This is a genomic window from Bacteroides sp. OF03-11BH (assembly GCF_003604005.1).
Taxonomy (GTDB): Bacteria; Bacteroidota; Bacteroidia; order Bacteroidales; family Bacteroidaceae; genus Bacteroides; species Bacteroides ovatus.
Genome location: NZ_QTMW01000018.1, coordinates 112,900 through 132,614, shown reverse-complemented (window position 1 = coordinate 132,614; position 19,715 = coordinate 112,900). Strand labels below are relative to the sequence as shown.

Here is a 19,715-nt window from a genome sequence, read left to right as displayed (position 1 = left end):
CTTTTACAGGAAAATAATTTTTAATGCGTCTGCCCTGCTGCATAAACTATTATAAATTTCTGCACTGAAAACCTTTAATCCCTGCACTGAAAATCCTTCCATATAATGAGATTTGCTAGATTGCTATCTTATATTCATTCGGAGCCATCCCTACCACTTTTTTAAATAATCGGCTTAAATGATGCGGATATTTAAAGCCTAATTCGTAAGCGATTTCACTGACCGATTTATTACCTTCAATCAGCAATTCTTTAGCACGGTCGATAGTGGTCAACTGGATATATTCTTGTGCTGATTTTCCGGTTTCTTTCTTAATAAGATCACCGAAATAATTAGCGGATAGATGTAGCTGGTCGGCGCACCATGCAACCGAGGGTAAACCGAGTTGCTGGGGCTTATCCGAAGCAAAATAATCACGTAATAAACCCTCAAAACGGGTTAGTGAGTCTTTGTTCACAGTTTCACGTGTTACGAACTGACGGTCGTAAAAACGGACGCAGTGGTTGAGTAATACTTCGATATTGGCCGTAATGATTTGTTTGGAGTGTTTGTCAATGGCGTGTTGCAGCTCTTCTTTAATTTCGTGGAAACAGTTAATGATAATATGCTGTTCGCGTTCGGACATGTGCAATGCTTCGTTCGACGAGTATGAAAAGAACGAGTAATCTGCCATGCGACGCCCGAGAGAGGTGCCACGCAGCAAATCGGGGTGAAACATCAGACACCATCCTTTGTACCGATACGATACTTTGTCGTCATCAATGCCGGCAACCTGTCCCGGTGCAATAAAGACTAACGTTCCCTCTTGGTAATCATATTGGTTACGTCCGTAAAGTAGCGGGCCGCAATCAATATGTTTGAGGAAAATGCAGTAAAAACCAAAATTCTTCAGACAGTGGCGGACACTCTCTAATTCCGAAAAATCGACTACGCTTACTAATGGATGAACAGTCTCTACTCCCAACAGTTCGTTGTAGTCTTGCACCGAATCTAACTTTATGATTGTTCCCATACTCTATTTTTTTTCTATGGCAAAGATAGCAGAATTTTATATACAAGCAATCTTTCGGTAGCAGAATCAGTAATATCGGTTAGTGATTATGTAATTTGTGTTATTCTGCTGAAAGCAAGCCATATCCAATCAGTAAAATTGGTATTTGAAACCGTAATCCGTCTATGGACGCGCTTCTATTTATCACATAATTTTGCATCATCGAAAGTTGGTAATTTGAATCATCTAAATAACGAGAGTATGAAGTACAGAAAATTAGGAAACAAGAAATTGCAAATGTCCGCTATCGGACTGGATGTTGGCTCTGGGCTGTTTAGTCCGTTTAGAAAAAGGGTTATAATGAAAAAGTACATTTTAGGAATATGGATGGTTTGTCTTGCCTCTTTAGGCATGGCACAAACCCCGAAAGCAGAACAAGTGATGAATAAGAAGCAGCAATATATCGTAGAGGTTGCCGCCCTTGTGGGTAAAGGAGACCTTGCAAAACTGAAACCAGCCCTCGTTGCAGGATTGGAGGACGGAATGACCGTCAATGAATTGAAAGAGATAATGGTTCATTCTTATGCTTATTGCGGTTTTCCGCGAGCTCTTCGCGGATTACAGACTTTTGTCGCCGTACTCGATGAGCGTAAGGCAAACGGTATTGAGGATAAAAGAGGGCGTGAAGCTTCACCAATTACCGATACCCGAAGCAAGTACGACCGCGGACGGGATATACTAGCCAGGATTTCGGGTGCACCGGTTGATGCTCCGAAAGCGGATTATGCTGTATTGGCTCCCGAAATTGAAGTGTTTCTCAAAGAACATCTTTTTGCCGATATTTTCGAACGTGACGTGCTGACCTATTCCGAACGTGAAATTGCTACCGTAGCAGTATTAGCTGCCATTGGTGGGGTAGAACCAATGATGAAAGGCCATATAGGTATTGCTTTGAATGTGGGCGTTACACCCGACGAATTGCGCCATTTGCTTGCCATCGTTGAGAAGCAGATAGGTTGTGACGAAGCTGATGCCGGACGGATGGTGCTGGATGAAGTATTGCAAAGTAAAGGATTAATAGTCAATCCCGGAACACCGGTTGTAGTCGTGGAAAATGGAGTGAAGAAACAGAAGGTTACATTTCACAACCGTTTTCTGATTGATGTGGTTGGTGATCTTTATCTCCCTGCCAACTGTGATCCGGCAAAGAGATACCCGACACTGGTTGTCGGTCATCCTTTCGGTGGTGTAAAGGAACAGACTTCGGGGCTTTATGCACGCCGTCTGGCTGAACAGGGGTATGTTACACTGGCATTTGACGCTTCCTATTATGGTGAAAGTGGTGGTTATCCGCGGCGTATAGAGTCTCCCGAAGTACGTGTGGAGGATTTCAGTGCAGCAGTTGATTTTCTGTCGAATCATCCGGCGGTTGATATTGATAAAATCGGGGTGATTGGTATTTGTGGTGGCGGATGCTATTCGGTGAGTGCTGCGCAAATAGATCATCGTATCAAAGCTGTGGCAACAATCAGCATGTACGATATGGGACGTGCCCGTCGCCAGGGTGTAGGCGATTCGATGACTTATGAACAACGGATGGCGTCACTCGACGAAATCGGTCGTCAGCGTACGATAGAATTTGGCGGGGCAGACCGTAAAGATATCCGCGCCCTGCCGGAGAAGGTGGATGCTTCGACACCCAAATACGCTCTCGACTTCCTTGATTATTATGATAATCCTGCGCGTGGACAGCATCCTAACTCTACGGCCTATTATTCTTATACGAGCCTTGCGCCGATGATGAACTTCTTCCCGTTTGTACAGATTGAAACGATTTCACCACGCCCGTTACTTTTCATCGCAGGAGAGAATGCCGTATCTGCCTATTTCTCGGAAGATGCCTATGCAAAAGCTGCAGAACCCAAGGAACTGTTCGTTGTACCGGGTGCTACCCACGTCGATCTTTACGACCGTCCGGAGTATCTGAAAATAACGCTTCCCAAGTTGGATAACTACTTCAAACAATACCTAAAATAACGACACAGTATGAAACAACTATTTATAATTGCTGTTGCGGTGCTGATGAGTGCTTGCTGTAATCAAAATGAGAAAGAGATGGAAGCCACTGTTCAGAAAGATGTGTTCTCCAAAGGTTCTTTGATAGTAGATAATCCGAACTTTACGGGTGAGGCATGGCTTGAAAGATTTGTCGCGGCGACTGATTCAATGGACTGCACTGTCAGTAATGTAACTTTCGCGCCGGGTGTGCGCAATAGCTGGCATTCGCATCCGGGCGGTCAGATTTTGCTTTGTACTTCAGGGAAGGGATATTATCAGGAAAAAGGAAAAAGCATACAAGTGCTTCATCCCGGTGATGTTGTGAGAATCGCTCCCAATATAGTACATTGGCACGGTGCGGCTCCCGACAGCGAGTTTACACATGTTGCCATCGGTACACAGGTTTCGAAAGGTCCGGTCGACTGGTTGGAACCGGTAACGGATAAAGAGTATAATGAATTAGAGCGGGCTGAAGAATAAGCAAAATGGGTGTTTCTGTCTTTTTGGAAGGCAGGAGTAGTGTAAACTGATAATAATATAATTAAACGATATGGGAACAGATAAAAGGATCAGCCGTAGAGAAGCTTTAGCACGAATGGGCAGGATGGTTGCCGGAGCCGCCGCCTCATCCATAGGATTGCCAGCTTTGACTTCTTGTGCTGAAAAACCACAGAAGAAGCGCATCATTTTGTATTTCACTGCCACGGGAAACTGTTTACATGCTGCCCGCCAATTAGTGGAGTCGGAAGAACAGTTGTTGAGTATTCCGCAAATGGTAAAGCAGAACCGGTATGAGTTTGAGGCTGATGAAATAGGTCTTGTTTATCCGATATACGGTCATATGCCGCCTAATATGGTGAGGAATTTCATAAAGAAAGCAAAGTTAAAAGCAGCATATAAGTTTGCAGTGCTCACTTATGGAGCGAGGAAATGCGATTCGGTAGAGATATGGAATGATATATCGAGTAAGGCTGGCAACAAATTCGACTATATCACCACGCTCATCATGGTGGATAACTGGCTGCCGAACTTCGATATGAATGAACAGATAAAAATAGACAAACATATTCCGGAGAACTTGCGGCAGATTACCGAAGACTTATCACAAAGGCGGCATTGGCACGAACCGGTAAGTGAAGAAGAACGGCAGATGCACGCTGGATTCATGGCACGTTCAGGGCTCGACCCGGAAGTCGGTTTTCTCAAAAGGAGCGAAAATTATTTTGTTGTCACGAAGAATTGCATTGATTGTGGAGCTTGTACGGATGTCTGTCCGCGTGGAAATTATGAGTTTACTTCAAACGGCATTAAAATGCAGGGGGATTGTGATTTCTGTTTTGCCTGCATTCAGAATTGTCCGCAGAAAGCTATTCAATTCAAGAAAAATGACGAGGACCCTTTGTTGGCAAATGGTGAACGAAATCCGAATGCCCGATACCGGAATGAATATATCTCGCTGGTGGATATAAAGAGAGCTAACAGACAATAAAAAGAGGTGTAATTACTTAAAAACAATATGTATGAAACGATTATCTATAAGTTTATTTATCCTTCTTATGTGGGTGGGTAGTTTTGGGCGGAATATATCTGTAAGCGATACGCCGCTTGCAATCGCTAAACAGGGCAGTTTTGCTGTTGGAGGAACAGTTGTTCAACACTCTGGCGCATACGATAACAGTAAATTTACCGGTTTCGGTACGCCTATCGAACAAGGGCAGAGTTATCATGCGGACCATGCTGTTGTCGATTTCCAAATTCCGGTCGATGCTTATCGGCTTCCGTTGGTCTTCATCCATGGTTATGGACAGTCAGGACGTTGCTGGCAAATGACACCTGACGGACGTGAGGGATTTCAGACATTAATGTTGCGGCGAGGCTTTGGCACTTATGTTGCTGATATGCCCGGTCGTGGGCGGGCAGGACGGACAACTGCTGAAACAAAATTAGAACCGAAGGCAGACGAGCAATTCTGGTTTGATATTTTCCGTATCGGTGAATGGCCGGCTTTTAATAAGGGTGTACAGTTTCCGACTGATTCTGCATCGCTTGAACAATTCTTTCGCCAAATGACACCTGACATCAGTCGGCACGATATGAAAACCGACCTTACAGCACTCGATGCTTTGTTCGGTCGCATCGGTGAGGGAATTATCGTAACACATTCGGCAGGAGGATTTCCGGGATGGCTGGCAGCTATCGAAAATCCGAATATTCGGGGGATCGTATCTTACGAGCCGGGAACGTATGTTTTTCCTGAAGGAGAAGTTCCTGAACCGATGCCGGGTTTGACGGGAACACTTAAAGGAGTAAGTGTGCCGATGGACGATTTTATGAAACTGACAAAAATTCCAATTGTCCTTTATTTCGGTGATTATATTCCTGAAGAAGTAACCGATAAACTTGGCGGTGAGAATTGGCGGGTACGGCTTCAGATGGGGCGTAAGTTTGTGGAAGCAATCAATCGTCACGGTGGTAATGCTACATTGGTTGAACTTCCTAAAATGGGTATTCGGGGCAATACACATTTCATGATGTCTGACCTTAATAATATTGAGATTGCAGATTTGCTGACCGAGTGGCTGCATCATAACAAATTGAATAAATAATATAAAAAACAACGTATGAGAAAGTTACTTTTAATCCCCTTTTTATGCTTTTCCCTGACAATAGCGGCTGCTTGTTCAAAGAATGATGATAATTCTGTTTCGGGGACGGAACAACCGGACACTCCCGATCAATTATCTGGCAACAGTAAAATTTTGGTTGCTTATTTCTCTGCAACAGGTAATACGCAAGCGGTTGCAGAACGTATTGTAGAACTACTTGGGACTGATGTATATCGTATCAGGGCATCTGTTCCTTATGCCTCGAATCCCTATGACGACAGCGACCGTGTTCAAAACGAAGCTTACAATGATTTACGTCCGGGGGTAGCCAATCTGCCTGCTGCCGAAACGATCGCGCAGTATGATACGATTTTTGTCGGTTCGCCTTGCTGGTGGCACCAACCTGCTATGGTTGTTTGTACCTTTCTCGACAATTATGATTTGAGCGGTAAAACGATTATTCCGTTTATCACTTATGGCGCAACAACTTATCTCAACGAATCAATGCAGAAGATTTACAAACTGACTCCTAATTCGAAACATATCCCGGTAACTCTTCCGGAGGATCTTGATCCGGATGATATTACGACTCCCGGACGCCCTGATGATGACGGGATCGATATGCCCGGTCGTGCCAGCGGGGTAGAAGCATGGTTGAGAAGAATGGGAGTAACGATTGAATGAGTCATGTACCATGTCATCGGAATAAAGACCTATACACCACGGATTTGGTAAAGTAGGCGGTTTTTATCAGCGGGAAGATAGTATTATTTAGCTAGATTCTCTATCTTTGCTCGAAAATATACGACTATGATTACTGAAGAACTACAGAAACTTTATCAGTCATATACGGGCGTTCCCGCTGAAAACATAACAGAATTACCGTCTTCCGGTTCCAACCGCCGTTATTTTCGGTTGACGGGTATTCAGCCGTTGATTGGAGTCTACGGGGCTTCAACTGATGAGAATGAAGCATTTCTTTATATGGCGGGGCACTTCCGTAAGTGCGGTCTGCCTGTTCCCGAAGTTCGCATTGTCTCGGAAGATAAAACCTATTATTTGCAGGAAGATTTGGGGGATGCTCTATTGTTTCATGCCATAGAGAAAGGACGTGTTACCAGTGTCTTTTCAGAAGAGGAGAAAGAGTTGCTCCGCAAAACAATTCGTCTGCTTCCTGCTATTCAGTTTGCCGGGGCCGATGGATTTGATTTTTCCCGTTGTTATCCTCAACCGGAGTTCAATCAACGTTCCATTTTGTGGGATTTGAATTACTTTAAATATTGCTTCCTGAAAGCTACCGGTATGGAGTTTCAGGAGGATAAACTGGAAGATGATTTCCAGAAAATGAGTGATGTCTTGCTTCGTAGTTCTTCCGCTACTTTTATGTATCGTGATTTTCAGAGCCGTAATGTGATGATAAAAGATGGCGAACCATGGTTTATTGACTTTCAAGGAGGACGTAAAGGCCCGTTCTATTACGACATAGCCTCTTTCCTGTGGCAAGCGAAAGCGAAATATCCCGATAGTCTTCGTAAAGAACTGCTGCAAGAGTATATGGAAGCTCTTCGCAAATACCAACCGATTGACGAATCCTATTTTTATAGCCAGCTTCGTCACTTTGTCCTTTTCCGTACGCTGCAAGTGCTGGGAGCTTATGGTTTCCGTGGCTATTTCGAAAAGAAACCGCATTTTATCCAAAGTGTTCCCTATGCTATCGAGAACCTGCGTGAATTGTTGAAAGAAGAATATCCGGAATATCCGTATCTCTGTAACGTTTTGCGGGAGCTTACCGGACTGAAACAGTTTACGGATGATCTGAAAAAGCGGCAGCTAACTGTCAAAGTAATGAGCTTTGCTTATAAGAAAGGCATTCCTGATGACTCCACGGGTAACGGAGGAGGTTATGTATTCGACTGTCGCGCCGTGAATAATCCCGGTAAGTATGAGCGTTACAAACCTTTCACCGGACTGGATGAACCTGTAATCACTTTCTTGGAAGAAGATGGAGAAATACTCCGTTTCCTCGATCATGTCTATGCTTTGGTGGATGCCTCCGTGCAACGTTATATGGAACGCGGATTCAGCAATTTGTCCGTCTGCTTCGGTTGCACCGGCGGACAGCATCGTTCTGTTTATTCTGCCCAGCATCTGGCAGAGCACCTGAATCAGAAATTTGGTGTGAAAGTCGAACTGGTGCATCGGGAACAGAATATCGAACATACGTTTGAGGCAACAATCTAAGAAGAGTAAATATTAAAGAAGAAAGTAACCGAAAGAATGAAAGCAATGATATTTGCAGCCGGTTTGGGTAGCCGGCTGAAGCCGCTCACCGATACCATGCCGAAGGCTTTGGTTCCCATAGCCGGACATCCGATGTTGGAACATGTGATCTTAAAACTGAAAGCTGCCGGATTCACAGAAATAGTGATTAATATCCATCATTTTGGCGAACAAATACTTGATTTCTTAGAAGCCAATGAGAATTTTGGGCTTATCATACATATTTCCGATGAACGCGATCTGTTGCTCGACACCGGTGGGGGAATTAAGAAAGCCCGTTCTTTCTTTGAAAACTCCGATGAGCCTTTCCTGATACACAATGTCGATATTCTTTCAGATGTGAATCTGAAAGAATTATATGACTACCATTTACGAAGCGGTGCTGTTGCCACTTTACTGGCCAGCCAACGTAAAACCTCCCGCTATCTTCTTTTTGATACAGATAAGAGACTTTGCGGATGGATAAACAAGGATACGGAACAAGTGAAACCGGAAGGTTTTCAGTATGATTCTTCCCTTTATCAAGAATATGCATTCAGTGGCATCCATGTACTTTCGCCCGCCATTTTTCAATGGATGACCTCTCCCTCATGGGATGGAAAATTCTCTATCATGGATTTCTATCTTGCCACTTGCCGGCAAGTAAACTATGGTGGTTACTTGACAGAAAAGTTGCATCTGATTGATATAGGCAAACCGGAAACATTAGCGAAAGCAGAAGGCTTCTTATACCAAAATGCGAAATAAAGATACTGAAAGAGGCTAAAAGGCCTCTTTCTTTCTATGTAACAAAATATTAAAGTAACTTTGCTTGGATAAACAATCAATATTGTAATACTATACAAATTTTGCTGCATGGAACAGACTTTGGTAAATGGGATAGCTGATAACTTATTGCATAATATCTTTAATGACTTGTCTGTAGGCTTGGAATTGTATGATAAGGACGGTCTCATGATAGATGTCAATTATTCACGGTTGAGATCAATGGGGATAAAAGACAAAAAGGATATTTTGGGCTATAATCTATTCAACTACACCAGTTTCTCTGATGAAATCAAGGAACAGATCAGAAAAGGAGAAACAGTGCGTTTCATGGCAAAATATGATTTTGATGACTTGTGCCGTCTTTTTCCTACTAATCTGTCCGGTATAAAATTCTTCGAGATTACCGTTTCTTTTGTACATAATGATAAGTCTGAAATTACCAATTATATGGTGATAACTCAAGATATCACCGAACGTGTTTTGTGGCAAAACAAATATGACAATCTTTACGAAGAGGTTGTGCGTTCGAAAAAAGAACTTCTTGAGAGCGAACAAAGAATGATCCATTTGATTCGTCAGAATGAATTGGTATTGAACAATATTAATTCGGGATTGGCATATATTGCGAACGACTATATCGTACAATGGGAGAATATCTCGCTTTGTAGTAAAAGCCTTTCTTATGAGGCTTACAAAAAAGGAGAACCTTGCTATCTGACAGCCCATAATCGCACCACTCCTTGTGAGAATTGTGTGATGCAACGTGCCCGGAAATCCGGTCAGGTAGAGTCTATCTTGTTTAATCTGGATAACAAGCATGTCATAGAAGTCTTTGCTACTCCCATATTTAATGAACAGGGAGATGTTAACGGTGTCGTGATTCGTGTAGATGATGTTACCGAGCGGCAGCACATGATTGGTGAACTTGAAAAGGCAAGGAGCCGCGCTGAACAATCCGATAAGTTGAAATCCGCCTTTCTGGCAAATATGAGCCATGAAATTCGTACACCGTTAAATGCTATCGTTGGTTTTTCCGACTTATTGATGGTGACGGAAGATCAAGAAGAAAAAGAAGAATTTATTCAGATTATCAATGCCAACAATGAGTTGCTTTTGAAGCTGATTAACGACATACTGGATCTTTCGAAAATAGAAGCCGGCTCGGTAGAACTGAAATACGAAAATTTTGATTTGGCTGTTTATTTCAACGAATTAGCTGCTTCGATGCATCGTCGTGTAGTAAATCCGCAGGTTCGGTTAGTTCCCGTGAATCCTTATGAAACTTGTACCGTTCGTTTGGATAAAAACCGGTTAGCGCAGATTCTCACTAACTTTGTAACTAATGCTATCAAATATACCTCCAAAGGAACTATTGAAATGGGGTATGAGAAGATAGACGAAAATATTCGTCTTTACGTTCGCGATACAGGTATCGGCATACCGGAGGATAAAAAAGATAAAGTATTTCATCGTTTTGAGAAACTGGATGAATTTGCACAGGGAACCGGATTGGGATTGTCCATTTGTAAAGCCATTGTTGAGGCTTGCAGAGGAGAGATAGGCTTTGAGTCAGAATTTGATAAAGGGTCTTTATTTTGGGCGGTTTTGCCATGCCAGTTCGAATCGGTTAACAGCGAACCGACTTCTTCACGTCGGAACAATGAGAAGGATGCGAATAAAGAAAATATTCTTGACTCCGAAGAAACAAAAAAAGTACCTAAAAGAGTACTGGTCGTTGAAGATATACAAAGTAACTTCTTTTTGGTATCTTCTATCTTGAAAAACAAATGCCAGTTGTTACACGCACCGAATGGACTGGAGGCAGTTGAGATTGTCCGCACCCAACCGGTGGATTTGGTACTGATGGATATGAAGATGCCTGTTATGGACGGACGTACTGCAACCTCGGAGATCCGGAAGTTCAATGCTGAAATTCCAATTATCGCCCTGACTGCTCATGCCTTTGATGCTGACCGGGTAGCTGCGTTGAAAGCCGGTTGTGATGATTATCTGGTGAAGCCGATCAATGGCTCGAAGTTGATGCAGACTCTGAAAGAGTATGGTTGTTGAAAGGATGGGATTAGAAATGTGCTGATCTGAAAAAGGGTATATTCTATTCTTTCTGTTTTTAATATATCAGTCACTTGTTTGTGGTGAAGGAAAAAACGCTCTGCATTTTGGATGAAAGAATGTAGGATTGTTTGTTATCCTGGATAATTCCTGTCTAAAAATAAATAATTCCTCTGTATTGCTATCTATATGCTTACTGTTTGCCCGTATGTAGTTTGTTTTATCATTCTTTTTTGGTGCGTATATGATGATGAACTAGCCTATAAACAGGCTTTTCCGAGGGCTTTTATAACTTGGTCGGTGAGTATGGAAGGCTTTCTCGGTGAGGAAGGATGTGTTCCTCACCGAGGAATGGCTTATTGCTCACCGAGGAAAATCATTTATTTCTTTAAAGAAAACGCATATCATCTGAAAATATATGCTGTATTGTGGCAGTAATATGCATATATATGTGATAATATGGATGCTTTTAATTCCGGATTACCATCTTCAATAGTTTTGTTTTCTTTCTTAATCTGAAAAATAGAACATTTCTCTTGTTTGTTTGGAGGAATTGAAAGGGAGACGGCTTACTATAAAAGGCTATAAATCCGTAAAGTTTGGGATTGTTTTTTATGTTTATGGATTTAAATAGTTATCTTTGTACAAGAAAGGAGGTATATAATGACTGCTACAAAGAAAATAAAAACTCGGGAAGAACTTAGAGTTGAGGTAGTGAAGAAAATTACAGCTAATAAAAGGAATGCCCAATCTTTTCTAAAAAAAGCTGGAATAGTCTCTAAATCAGGTGAACTTACCAAAATTTATAGATGAAAGAAACATTATACTCACGTCGTTCTAATCTTGTTGTTGGCTTTCATGGTTGTGATCAATCAATTAAAGAACAAGTGTTTGAACATCTGGCGAGATTGGCAGCAGTTGCCGATCTTTCGGAAGAAAATCGTATCGCTTATGATAAGGCATTAGATCGATATAGAGTCAATCAAATCGTAGAGGAGGATGAACGGCGTAAAAACGAAGAGATGCGGAGAAAAGCGGCTGAAGAAGGGATGAAAGAAGGGCTAAAGGAAGGGCTAAAGGAAGGGATAAGAGAAGGAATAAAGGAAGGAATGGAGAAAGGGATGGAGAAAGGGATGGAGAAAGGAGAGCAAAAGAAGCAAATTGAAATTGCTCGAAAGATGAGGGAGGACGGAATATCCATTGATACAATTATCAAATACACGGGTCTTCAATCTTCTGATATAGAAAACCTATAATATATCTTCGTAGGAAAATTGTTGTAGTTATATTAGGATAAAATATAAAAGAGGCGGGAATATTCAGGAATGAATACTTCCGCTTTCTTTTTTTGATTCGTAAGATGTCCAACAATGTCTATGATGTTTAGATATATCGATGAAATGGACGATTTTAGACAAATTTGGAAGAATCGTAGCTAAAATAGAACATTCTTTGCCTTTAATATAGCCTACATTTGTGATCGTGATTGTCAAAAGGGACAGCACAATTATTAAATAAAGCTAATCTTAATTATTAAATTTATGAGAAACAAATTCCTATTTCTTTGTCTCTTCCTTTTTGGAACGTTGACAGCTTGTAAAGACACAAAATGGGTAGACGTTCCAACTGGTACTCCTCCTGAAGGTGCAATCACAGGAAAACCTGGTGAACCGGAAGAACCGGATGATCCTACTGTAAAATCATTCATTAATTGCTCTTACATTCGGGGGGATTTTTTTGAAATAAACCGTATTTCGGCAGCCAGTATGGGTGCTTGTACGGATTTGATTTATTTGGCAGCGCGTCCTTATGCAAATGGTGAGGTAGCTTTTGAATTGCCGTTGAATGATGCGACGATGACAAACGTATCTCATACAGGCACTTTTCAAGGTCGTAATGGAGTGGTTAAATTTGAAGGAACAAGTTTTATGAATGGCGGTGATGGATTACTTCACTCTGCTGATGGGGCCTTTAATAAATTCACCTTTGGTACCTATATATATATAAGTGAATGGGTGGACGGAGCTTTTCTCTTTAAGAAAATGGATGGAAACTCCACGATCATTGCTTTTCAAATGGGTGCGACAGCTAATAGTTTGAAACTGTCTATTGGAAGTTCGGTTGCAACCGTTACCACTCCTGATCTGGCAACAGGCTGGCACTATATTGGGCTGACTTATGAACAGGGAACGGCGAAACTTTATGTGGATACAAACAATACTGCAATAAGTTTTGTAGGTGCTCTCCCTAATGAAGTACCTAATACACGTACTGATTTTTTGATTGGAGATAAATTTAAAGGTTATTTAGATGAAACTTTTGTAAGCAGTCTGGCAGTAGGTACATCAGGTAGAAATCCTATCACCTTTGACAATTGGAATAATTCCAAAATACTTGCTTACTGGAAATACGATGATGCCACGAAACCTGGCAAGGATTCACATTCCTGGCTGGGGCGTTTGAATAATATACGTACCGCTTTACAGGGACAACAGGGAGATAGAAGATTGCGCTTGGGCATTGCCGGTGGAGAATGGAAAAAGATGATGGCTGATGCCACTGCTCGCACAAGATTTGCTTCCGAGGTGAAGAAGATTATCGAACAATATGATTTTGATGGAGTTGATTTTGATTTTGAATGGCCTACAAATACGAATGAATTTAATAATTATAGTGCAACAGTTATCCAAATGCGTTCTACATTAGGAAAGTATGTTTACTTCACTGCGTCTTTGCATCCGGTTTCTTTTAAAATATCTCCGGAAGCTATTGATGCACTGGATTTTATCTCTTATCAATGTTATGGCCCTGCAGTGATGCGTTTTCCTTATGAGCAATTTGTAAAAGATGGAGAAATGGCTATAACATATGGAATTCCTAAGAATAAACTAGTGATGGGAGTCCCTTTCTATGGTTCTACGGGTAGTCTGATTGCTGCCTATTATGATTTCGTGAATGACGGTCTGGCTACTACGATTGAGGATACATATACATATAAAGGAAATACATATACTTTCAACAGTGTAGAAACGATTCGCAAGAAAGCGAGATATGTGTGTGAAGAAGGCTTTGCAGGTATTATGAGTTGGGATTTGGCAACGGATATTGACGTAACCAATAATAAGTCTTTGTTGAAGGCCATAAAAGAAGAGTTTGAATATTATGCGAATCCGACGGAATAAAAGAGAATCTAAATTAATCAAATACAATATTATGGAAAAAAAGAAGTTCATGCGAGTACAGAAATTTTTGATTCTGTTTCTGATACTCCTGCTATCCTTTCCTTTGAGTGCGTTGGCACAGCAACAAATGATAAAAGGACAAGTGGTAGATGATAAAGGTGAAACCATTATCGGCGCCACAGTGATGGTGAAAGGTTCTAAAGATGGGACGCTGACTGACATTGACGGTAACTTTTCCGTGAAAGGGAAAGTAGGTAACACATTGGTTATTTCTTATGTCGGTTTTACTCCCCTTGAAATAAAGGTGACAAAAGCAGAAGGCAACCGATTTACGTTAAAAGAGGATACAAAAGTATTGGATGAAGTGGTAGTAGTAGGTATGGATAAACAGAAACGAAGCACCATTACGGCGGCGGTGGCTACTGGAGGGTGTCTCTCGAACCTTTTTATAAAATTTCACAGAATATCAAATATCATGTAATCAGTTATTTATCTCTTTCTTTCATTAATCTAAATATCTCTTAATATTATTGTATATCTCATTTTTGGGGTGTATTTTTGGGTGTCATTTTCAAACACACCCAATTATGAATATTAAAAGAAATATCATTTTTGCACCAGAAAGCCGCAAAAAAGACGGTATTCCAGTTACAAAGAATGTGCCAATCCGTATGCGTGTTATCTTTGCCAGTCAGCGTATCGAATTTACAACGGGATATAGAATTGATGTAGAAAAATGGGACACAGACAAGCAACGGGTTAGAAACGGTTGTACCAACAAACTAAAGCAAAGTGCATCCGAAATCAACGCAGAACTATTGCGGCAATACACCGAAATACAGAATGTGTTCAAAGAATTCGAGGTGCAAGATGTAACACCCACCCCTGCACAAATTAAGGAAGCGTTCAACCTAAAGACAAAAGGGGAAAAAAAGGAAAGCCATGAAGAAAAGCAGAAGGTTGAATTGGATTTCATGAAAGTTTTCAATGAATTTGTAGCAGAATGTAGCAAACAAAATGACTGGTCTTCCTCAACCCTCAAAAAGTTTGCAACAGTCAAAAAACACATTTACACATTTGACCCTAATACTACGTTTGACAGTTGGACGGAAAAACATTTCAATGACTATATAGAATTTTTACGTGCAGAAAAAAACATGCGCAACACTTCCATTGCCAAACAAATCAAGTTCGTAAAATGGTTCTTACGTTGGAGTAATCGAAAAGGGTATCACCAAAACATGGCTTATGATAAATTCACGCCTAAAATGAAGAGTGCACCCAAAAAAGTGATATTCCTCACCCAAAATGAAATAAATAAACTAAGAACCTGCCCAATACCACCAACAAAGAAATACCTTGAAAGAGTAAGGGATGTATTGCTATTTTGCTGTTTCACTGGATTACGTCACTCCGATGTGTATAATTTGAAACGTAGTGACGTTAAAAACGGTCACATCGAGGTTATTACCATAAAGACAACAGACAGTCTTATTATTGAATTAAATGACCACAGCAAGGCAATACTCGAAAAGTACAAAGATGTGCCGTTCCCTAATGACAAGGCATTGCCAGTTGTAAGCAATCAAAGGATGAACGAATTTTTAAAAGAACTGGGACAACTGGCAGAAATAGATGAACCAATACGAGAAACATATTATAGAGGAAATGAACGAATAGACGAAGTTACACCTAAATACGCATTGTTAAGTACCCACACCGGAAGACGAACATTTATTTGTAATGCTTTGGCACTTGGGATTCCAGTACAAGTAGTAATGAAATGGACGGGACACAGCGATTACAAAGCGATGAAGCCCTATATTGATATAGCAGATGAGATTAAAATCAATGCCATGACTAAATTTAATCTGATATAACTATGGAAGAAAGAATAACATCAATGATACCCCGCTACGGGAAACTCAACAAGATATACACCGAAATAATGTCCGGAGGCAGTTTCTCTTTTGAGAAGCAACAATTCATTTCCGATTTTTACAGAGAGTACGGGGACACGCAGACCTTTGAGGCGGCACTTATCAGCCTCATGCTTGAAATGGACGCCGCGCACTTCTCCATATTGCTGAACAGCCTGAAACGTGAGATTGAAAGCAACATCTCGACTTACAACACCTGCAGGGAGTTTTTTGACCGTCTCAATACCGAATATGTCTGCCGACAGCATGAAAGCCGTTTTGACTGGGGTATTGACAGACAGATGAAAGTCACAAACGGATATTACCGGGAACTCATGGAAGCCAACGGCTCTTTAGAAGCGGTAAGTTTCAGGAAACACGACCGTCAGGAAGAAGAACTGTTGGAAAGAAGGTACGAACGGTGCAAGCGGGAATACGACAAGGAAAAAGGCAAGTTGGACGCACTCTACGAACAGAAGGGGCAAGCAAGGCGGGAAGCTCTGCTATGCCTGAAAAACCGTTGCGGGGACATTTGCAGGCTGGGCGGCTCACTATTGGCTATCCTTGAAAAATACCTGACCAACCCAAAGCAAAAGGAAGGGGAAGAAAAGGAAATTCCCTCATCCAGTACCACCCCGGCAAGTCCGCCCGCCTATTTCCCCATGCGGCTGCTGTCAGCCATTTACGAGAAATGCAACGGCGAACAGTTCGAAGCCGTTTCCGAACTGGACTTCTACGCCAACATGAACCTGCAACCATACGAAGGCAGACTGAAAATAAGACCGAGGGAGAAGGCGCGTGTATGCTATCTCATTTTCCTTATGGGTGAAATGCTGCCCAAGCCAGACAAAGAGAAATGGAAAGAGGACATCATGAACCTGCTGGGAATAGACGATACATACTACAAGTCAAAATACAAAGAGCCCGTTTCCGATTTTCCCAGTGACAGCAATCAGGAATTCGCCAAGGAAATGCGGTCAATATTCCGATAGTCGGCGATATGCAACGACATTCCACGACACAACCACTTTTACCACTCAAAATAATTTCTACCACTTTTTATTACTTGCTGATATTTAATAAGATAGCGTGATATTCCAATCACGCTATCCACATCCTTACCACCCATACCCGGGACTAACTTTGCACTGTTCGAACGAGGTAAAAAGCCCATGCGCAGGGCTTGCAGTACAAACGTTAATTTCATTCTGATATGGAAATTAGAGACCTTTTATCAAAGCCCGTATGGCAGATGACGGGCGAAGAGTTCATATTCCTGAACCGGCACGCCTTGCAGGGAAGCGAAACGAAGCCAGCCCAGCCCGCAGCCGACAAGGGAAAAAAGTATGTGTACGGGATAGGCGGCATAGCCCGGCTGTTCGGATGCAGCATACCCACAGCAAACCGCATCAAGAAAAGCGGAAGGATAAACAGAGCCATTACGCAGATAGGGCGTAAAATCATCGTCGATGCGGACATGGCGCTGGAACTGGCAGGACGCAAAAGCGGGGGACGCGGATAGGGAGGTGCGGCATGGAAAACAAGGAAAGGAACATCACACCCGAAGAGGCGGTAATCCTATGGCACGTCTCGCGGCTTGACCTTTCGGAAGACTACGAGCAGGCACCCGAAATCCTGAAAGTGCGGGGCTCCGTCATCGGCACGCTGGGAAACTTCAGCGCGTCAATCGGAAAAGCCAAGAGCAAGAAGACGTTCAACGTCTCCGCAATCGTGGCGGCTGCGCTGAAAAACGGGACGGTACTGAACTATACGGCGGAACTGCCCGAGAACAAGCGGAAAATACTCTATGTGGACACCGAGCAGAGTACCTACCACTGCGCAAAAGTGGCAAAGCGGATATTGCGCATGGCGGGACTGCCCACAGACAGAAACCATGAAGACCTTGAATTCCTCGTCCTAAGGAAATACACGCCCGAAGAGCGCATAGCAATCGTGAGGGAGGCAATCTACCGAACCGAAAATGTCGGGCTGGTAATCATTGACGGAATACGTGACATGGTGTACGACATCAACAGTTCCGGCGAGTCCACAAGAGTTATCTCCCTGCTGATGACATGGACGGGTGAAAGGAATATCCACATCCATACTATCCTGCACCAGAACAAGGGGGACGAGAACGCAAGGGGACACATCGGAACCGAACTCAGCAACAAGGCGGAAACGGTGCTGCAAGTGGAGAAGGACAGCAAGAATCCCGATATAAGTACGGTCAAAACCGCACATATCAGGGCGGTGGATTTCGAACCGTTCGCATTCCGTATCAATGAGGAGGCACTGCCCGAACTACTGGACGGCTATCAGTTCAATGACAAAGACACTGAAAAAGGAAACAGGGGAAAGTTCGACCCGTATAGGGACATCACCGAACGGCAGCACCGCATCGCGCTGGAAGCGGCGTACACCCTGAAAGACGAATACGGCTACAAGGAACTCGAAGGGGCTTTGCGGGAAGCCTACGCCTCTGTGGGTGTCAGACTCAGCGACCACAGACTGCGTGACCTCATCACCGTATTGAAAAACAAGCGTATGATAGTGCAGGAGAATGGCAGGAAATACACCTTCAAGCCGGACTTCCACTATTAGCAGCGCAGACCGGAAACCGCTTCGCTTCAACCGCAGTATATATATACAGCAAAGTGAAGTGAAGCGTTTCGGAATGCGGTAAAACCGCTTCACTTCAACCGGGATATATATATATGGTGAAGTGAAGCGGATATATACAGACCGTACCGCAGACATGTACGGGCGAAAAGAAAAAACAATATCCACTTAAACAGAAACCCACATGAATACGAATGAAGCGAAGCGGATACGCATAGAGGAATATCTGCACAGTTTGGGCTACAACCCGGTAAGACGGCAGGGAAACAGCCTATGGTACAAGTCACCGTTCAGGGACGAACAAGAACCGTCCTTCAAGGTGAACACCGAACGCAACCTATGGTATGATTTTGGCGCGGGTAAGGGTGGCAATATCATCGCACTGGCGCGGGAGCTCTACGCGTCCGACAGCCTACCCTACCTCTTGGAACGGATAGCGGAGCAGACACCCAGCGTGCGCCCGGTCTCCTTCTCTTTTGGCGGGCAACCACTCTCTAAACCGAGTTTCCGGCAGTTGGAGGTGGTGCCGCTTTCTTCCCCCGCCCTATTGTCCTATCTGCGGCAGAGGGGAATAAATACGGAACTAGCAAAAAGAGAATGCAGGGAGGTGCGCTATCTGACCGACGGCAAACCCTACTTTGCCGTCGGCTTCCCCAACCGTTCGGGAGGCTACGAGATACGTAACAAGCTCTTCAAAGGCTGCATAGCACCGAAGGACATCACCCACATACAGCAGGAACAGCCGAAGGAATCCTGCTACCTCTTCGAGGGCTTCATGGACTACCTTTCCTTCCTCACCTTGCGGCTGGAAAGGTGTCCTGACCGTCCCGAACTTGACGGTCAGGACTACATCGTGCTGAACTCGACTTCCAACCTTTCCAAAGCAATCCGACCTTTGGGCGATTATGGGTGCATCCATTGCTTCCTTGACAACGACAAGACGGGAATGGAAGCCGTTCAAGAACTGCGGGAGGAATACGGGCTGCGCATCCGGGACGCATCGCACATATACGGAGGCTACAACGACCTAAACGACTTCCTGCGGGGTAAGCAAAACGGACAATCCGAACATCAGCAGCAGAAACCGGAGCCGGAGAAAGGACAACGGCAGGCAGAGCAACCGAAAAAGAAAAACAAAGGTATCAGGATGTAACCGTACAGCCACCGGAAGGCTTTGAAAAAGCCATAGCTCATTAGGGCTTTTTCTTCACGCAATGCA

General features: G+C 43.1%; 17 protein-coding genes and 1 pseudogene. 16 read left to right on the top strand and 2 right to left on the bottom strand.

The genetic code is table 11. From position 1 onward, the window contains the following. Positions 1-115: 115 nt before the first annotated feature. Positions 116-1,012, bottom strand: coding sequence for a helix-turn-helix domain-containing protein (locus tag DXA54_RS15060; protein ID WP_008648830.1), 897 nt, complete (start codon positions 1,010-1,012; stop codon positions 116-118). 339 nt (positions 1,013-1,351) lie between these two features. On the opposite strand from DXA54_RS15060, the gene DXA54_RS15055 reads away from it, so the two are divergent. From DXA54_RS15055 to DXA54_RS14990, 13 genes and pseudogenes are all read left to right on the top strand, one after another. Then, entirely contained in the window at positions 1,352-3,028 is a 1,677-nt protein-coding gene (locus DXA54_RS15055; RefSeq protein WP_008648828.1) for an alpha/beta fold hydrolase, read from the top strand. Between the two features lie 9 nt (positions 3,029-3,037). Continuing rightward, the gene (locus DXA54_RS15050; protein WP_008648827.1) at positions 3,038-3,529 is read left to right on the top strand and encodes a cupin domain-containing protein; all 492 of its coding nucleotides are present in this window, start codon (positions 3,038-3,040) and stop codon (positions 3,527-3,529) included. 70 nt (positions 3,530-3,599) lie between these two features. Further along, positions 3,600-4,538, top strand: coding sequence for an EFR1 family ferrodoxin (locus DXA54_RS15045; protein WP_008648826.1), 939 nt, complete (start codon positions 3,600-3,602; stop codon positions 4,536-4,538). A gap of 31 nt (positions 4,539-4,569) precedes the next feature. Further along, positions 4,570-5,655, top strand: a complete 1,086-nt coding sequence (locus DXA54_RS15040) for an alpha/beta hydrolase (RefSeq protein ID WP_120079900.1) — start codon at positions 4,570-4,572, stop codon at positions 5,653-5,655. 15 nt (positions 5,656-5,670) lie between these two features. Beyond that, the gene (locus DXA54_RS15035) at positions 5,671-6,339 is read left to right on the top strand and encodes a flavodoxin (protein ID WP_008648824.1); all 669 of its coding nucleotides are present in this window, start codon (positions 5,671-5,673) and stop codon (positions 6,337-6,339) included. Between the two features lie 126 nt (positions 6,340-6,465). Further along, entirely contained in the window at positions 6,466-7,896 is a 1,431-nt protein-coding gene (locus DXA54_RS15030; protein WP_120079898.1) for a phosphotransferase, read from the top strand. Between the two features lie 36 nt (positions 7,897-7,932). Further along, positions 7,933-8,682, top strand: coding sequence for a nucleotidyltransferase family protein (locus tag DXA54_RS15025; protein WP_004300821.1), 750 nt, complete (start codon positions 7,933-7,935; stop codon positions 8,680-8,682). 108 nt (positions 8,683-8,790) lie between these two features. After that, on the top strand, positions 8,791-10,773 hold the full coding sequence (locus DXA54_RS15020) for a response regulator (protein ID WP_120079896.1): 1,983 nt from the start codon (positions 8,791-8,793) through the stop codon (positions 10,771-10,773). Positions 10,774-11,582: 809 nt separating this feature from the next. Beyond that, positions 11,583-12,029, top strand: a complete 447-nt coding sequence (locus DXA54_RS15010; RefSeq protein WP_120079894.1) for a hypothetical protein — start codon at positions 11,583-11,585, stop codon at positions 12,027-12,029. A 285-nt stretch (positions 12,030-12,314) separates the two neighbouring features. Beyond that, a complete protein-coding gene (locus DXA54_RS15005) occupies positions 12,315-13,955 on the top strand; it encodes a glycosyl hydrolase family 18 protein (protein WP_120079892.1) in 1,641 nt (546 codons plus the stop codon). Positions 13,956-13,986: 31 nt separating this feature from the next. Further along, positions 13,987-14,379, top strand: a pseudogene (locus DXA54_RS15000) (carboxypeptidase-like regulatory domain-containing protein); the annotation flags it as partial. A gap of 163 nt (positions 14,380-14,542) precedes the next feature. Next, positions 14,543-15,835: a site-specific integrase gene (locus tag DXA54_RS14995; protein ID WP_118696431.1), complete on the top strand. Its 1,293-nt coding sequence runs from the start codon at positions 14,543-14,545 to the stop codon at positions 15,833-15,835. 2 nt (positions 15,836-15,837) lie between these two features. After that, positions 15,838-16,866, top strand: coding sequence for a hypothetical protein (locus DXA54_RS14990; protein WP_057250942.1), 1,029 nt, complete (start codon positions 15,838-15,840; stop codon positions 16,864-16,866). Between the two features lie 38 nt (positions 16,867-16,904). Here the strand turns inward: DXA54_RS14990 and DXA54_RS28230 are convergent, their stop codons facing one another. Continuing rightward, entirely contained in the window at positions 16,905-17,081 is a 177-nt protein-coding gene (locus DXA54_RS28230) for a hypothetical protein (RefSeq protein ID WP_165863252.1), read from the bottom strand. 6 nt (positions 17,082-17,087) lie between these two features. On the opposite strand from DXA54_RS28230, the gene DXA54_RS14985 reads away from it, so the two are divergent. The 3 genes from DXA54_RS14985 to DXA54_RS14975 all read left to right on the top strand — a co-directional run bounded on the left by DXA54_RS14985 (position 17,088) and on the right by DXA54_RS14975 (position 19,649). After that, entirely contained in the window at positions 17,088-17,396 is a 309-nt protein-coding gene (locus tag DXA54_RS14985) for a DUF3853 family protein (protein ID WP_081023409.1), read from the top strand. A gap of 11 nt (positions 17,397-17,407) precedes the next feature. Continuing rightward, the gene (locus DXA54_RS14980) at positions 17,408-18,478 is read left to right on the top strand and encodes an AAA family ATPase (RefSeq protein ID WP_061448091.1); all 1,071 of its coding nucleotides are present in this window, start codon (positions 17,408-17,410) and stop codon (positions 18,476-18,478) included. A gap of 202 nt (positions 18,479-18,680) precedes the next feature. Further along, on the top strand, positions 18,681-19,649 hold the full coding sequence (locus tag DXA54_RS14975; protein WP_120079890.1) for a toprim domain-containing protein: 969 nt from the start codon (positions 18,681-18,683) through the stop codon (positions 19,647-19,649). Positions 19,650-19,715 lie beyond the last annotated feature (66 nt).

Coding starts and splice junctions, on each gene's coding strand:
- DXA54_RS15060 (WP_008648830.1), bottom strand. CDS start 1,012: ATGGGAACAATCATAAAGTTAGATTCGGTGCAAGACTACAACGAACTG.
- DXA54_RS15040 (WP_120079900.1), top strand. CDS start 4,570: ATGAAACGATTATCTATAAGTTTATTTATCCTTCTTATGTGGGTGGGT.
- DXA54_RS28230 (WP_165863252.1), bottom strand. CDS start 17,081: ATGAAATTAACGTTTGTACTGCAAGCCCTGCGCATGGGCTTTTTACCT.
- DXA54_RS14975 (WP_120079890.1), top strand. CDS start 18,681: ATGAATACGAATGAAGCGAAGCGGATACGCATAGAGGAATATCTGCAC.
- DXA54_RS15010 (WP_120079894.1), top strand. CDS start 11,583: ATGAAAGAAACATTATACTCACGTCGTTCTAATCTTGTTGTTGGCTTT.
- DXA54_RS14990 (WP_057250942.1), top strand. CDS start 15,838: ATGGAAGAAAGAATAACATCAATGATACCCCGCTACGGGAAACTCAAC.
- DXA54_RS14985 (WP_081023409.1), top strand. CDS start 17,088: ATGGAAATTAGAGACCTTTTATCAAAGCCCGTATGGCAGATGACGGGC.
- DXA54_RS15030 (WP_120079898.1), top strand. CDS start 6,466: ATGATTACTGAAGAACTACAGAAACTTTATCAGTCATATACGGGCGTT.
- DXA54_RS15055 (WP_008648828.1), top strand. CDS start 1,352: ATGAAAAAGTACATTTTAGGAATATGGATGGTTTGTCTTGCCTCTTTA.
- DXA54_RS15045 (WP_008648826.1), top strand. CDS start 3,600: ATGGGAACAGATAAAAGGATCAGCCGTAGAGAAGCTTTAGCACGAATG.
- DXA54_RS15005 (WP_120079892.1), top strand. CDS start 12,315: ATGAGAAACAAATTCCTATTTCTTTGTCTCTTCCTTTTTGGAACGTTG.
- DXA54_RS14995 (WP_118696431.1), top strand. CDS start 14,543: ATGAATATTAAAAGAAATATCATTTTTGCACCAGAAAGCCGCAAAAAA.
- DXA54_RS15025 (WP_004300821.1), top strand. CDS start 7,933: ATGAAAGCAATGATATTTGCAGCCGGTTTGGGTAGCCGGCTGAAGCCG.
- DXA54_RS15050 (WP_008648827.1), top strand. CDS start 3,038: ATGAAACAACTATTTATAATTGCTGTTGCGGTGCTGATGAGTGCTTGC.
- DXA54_RS14980 (WP_061448091.1), top strand. CDS start 17,408: ATGGAAAACAAGGAAAGGAACATCACACCCGAAGAGGCGGTAATCCTA.
- DXA54_RS15035 (WP_008648824.1), top strand. CDS start 5,671: ATGAGAAAGTTACTTTTAATCCCCTTTTTATGCTTTTCCCTGACAATA.
- DXA54_RS15020 (WP_120079896.1), top strand. CDS start 8,791: ATGGAACAGACTTTGGTAAATGGGATAGCTGATAACTTATTGCATAAT.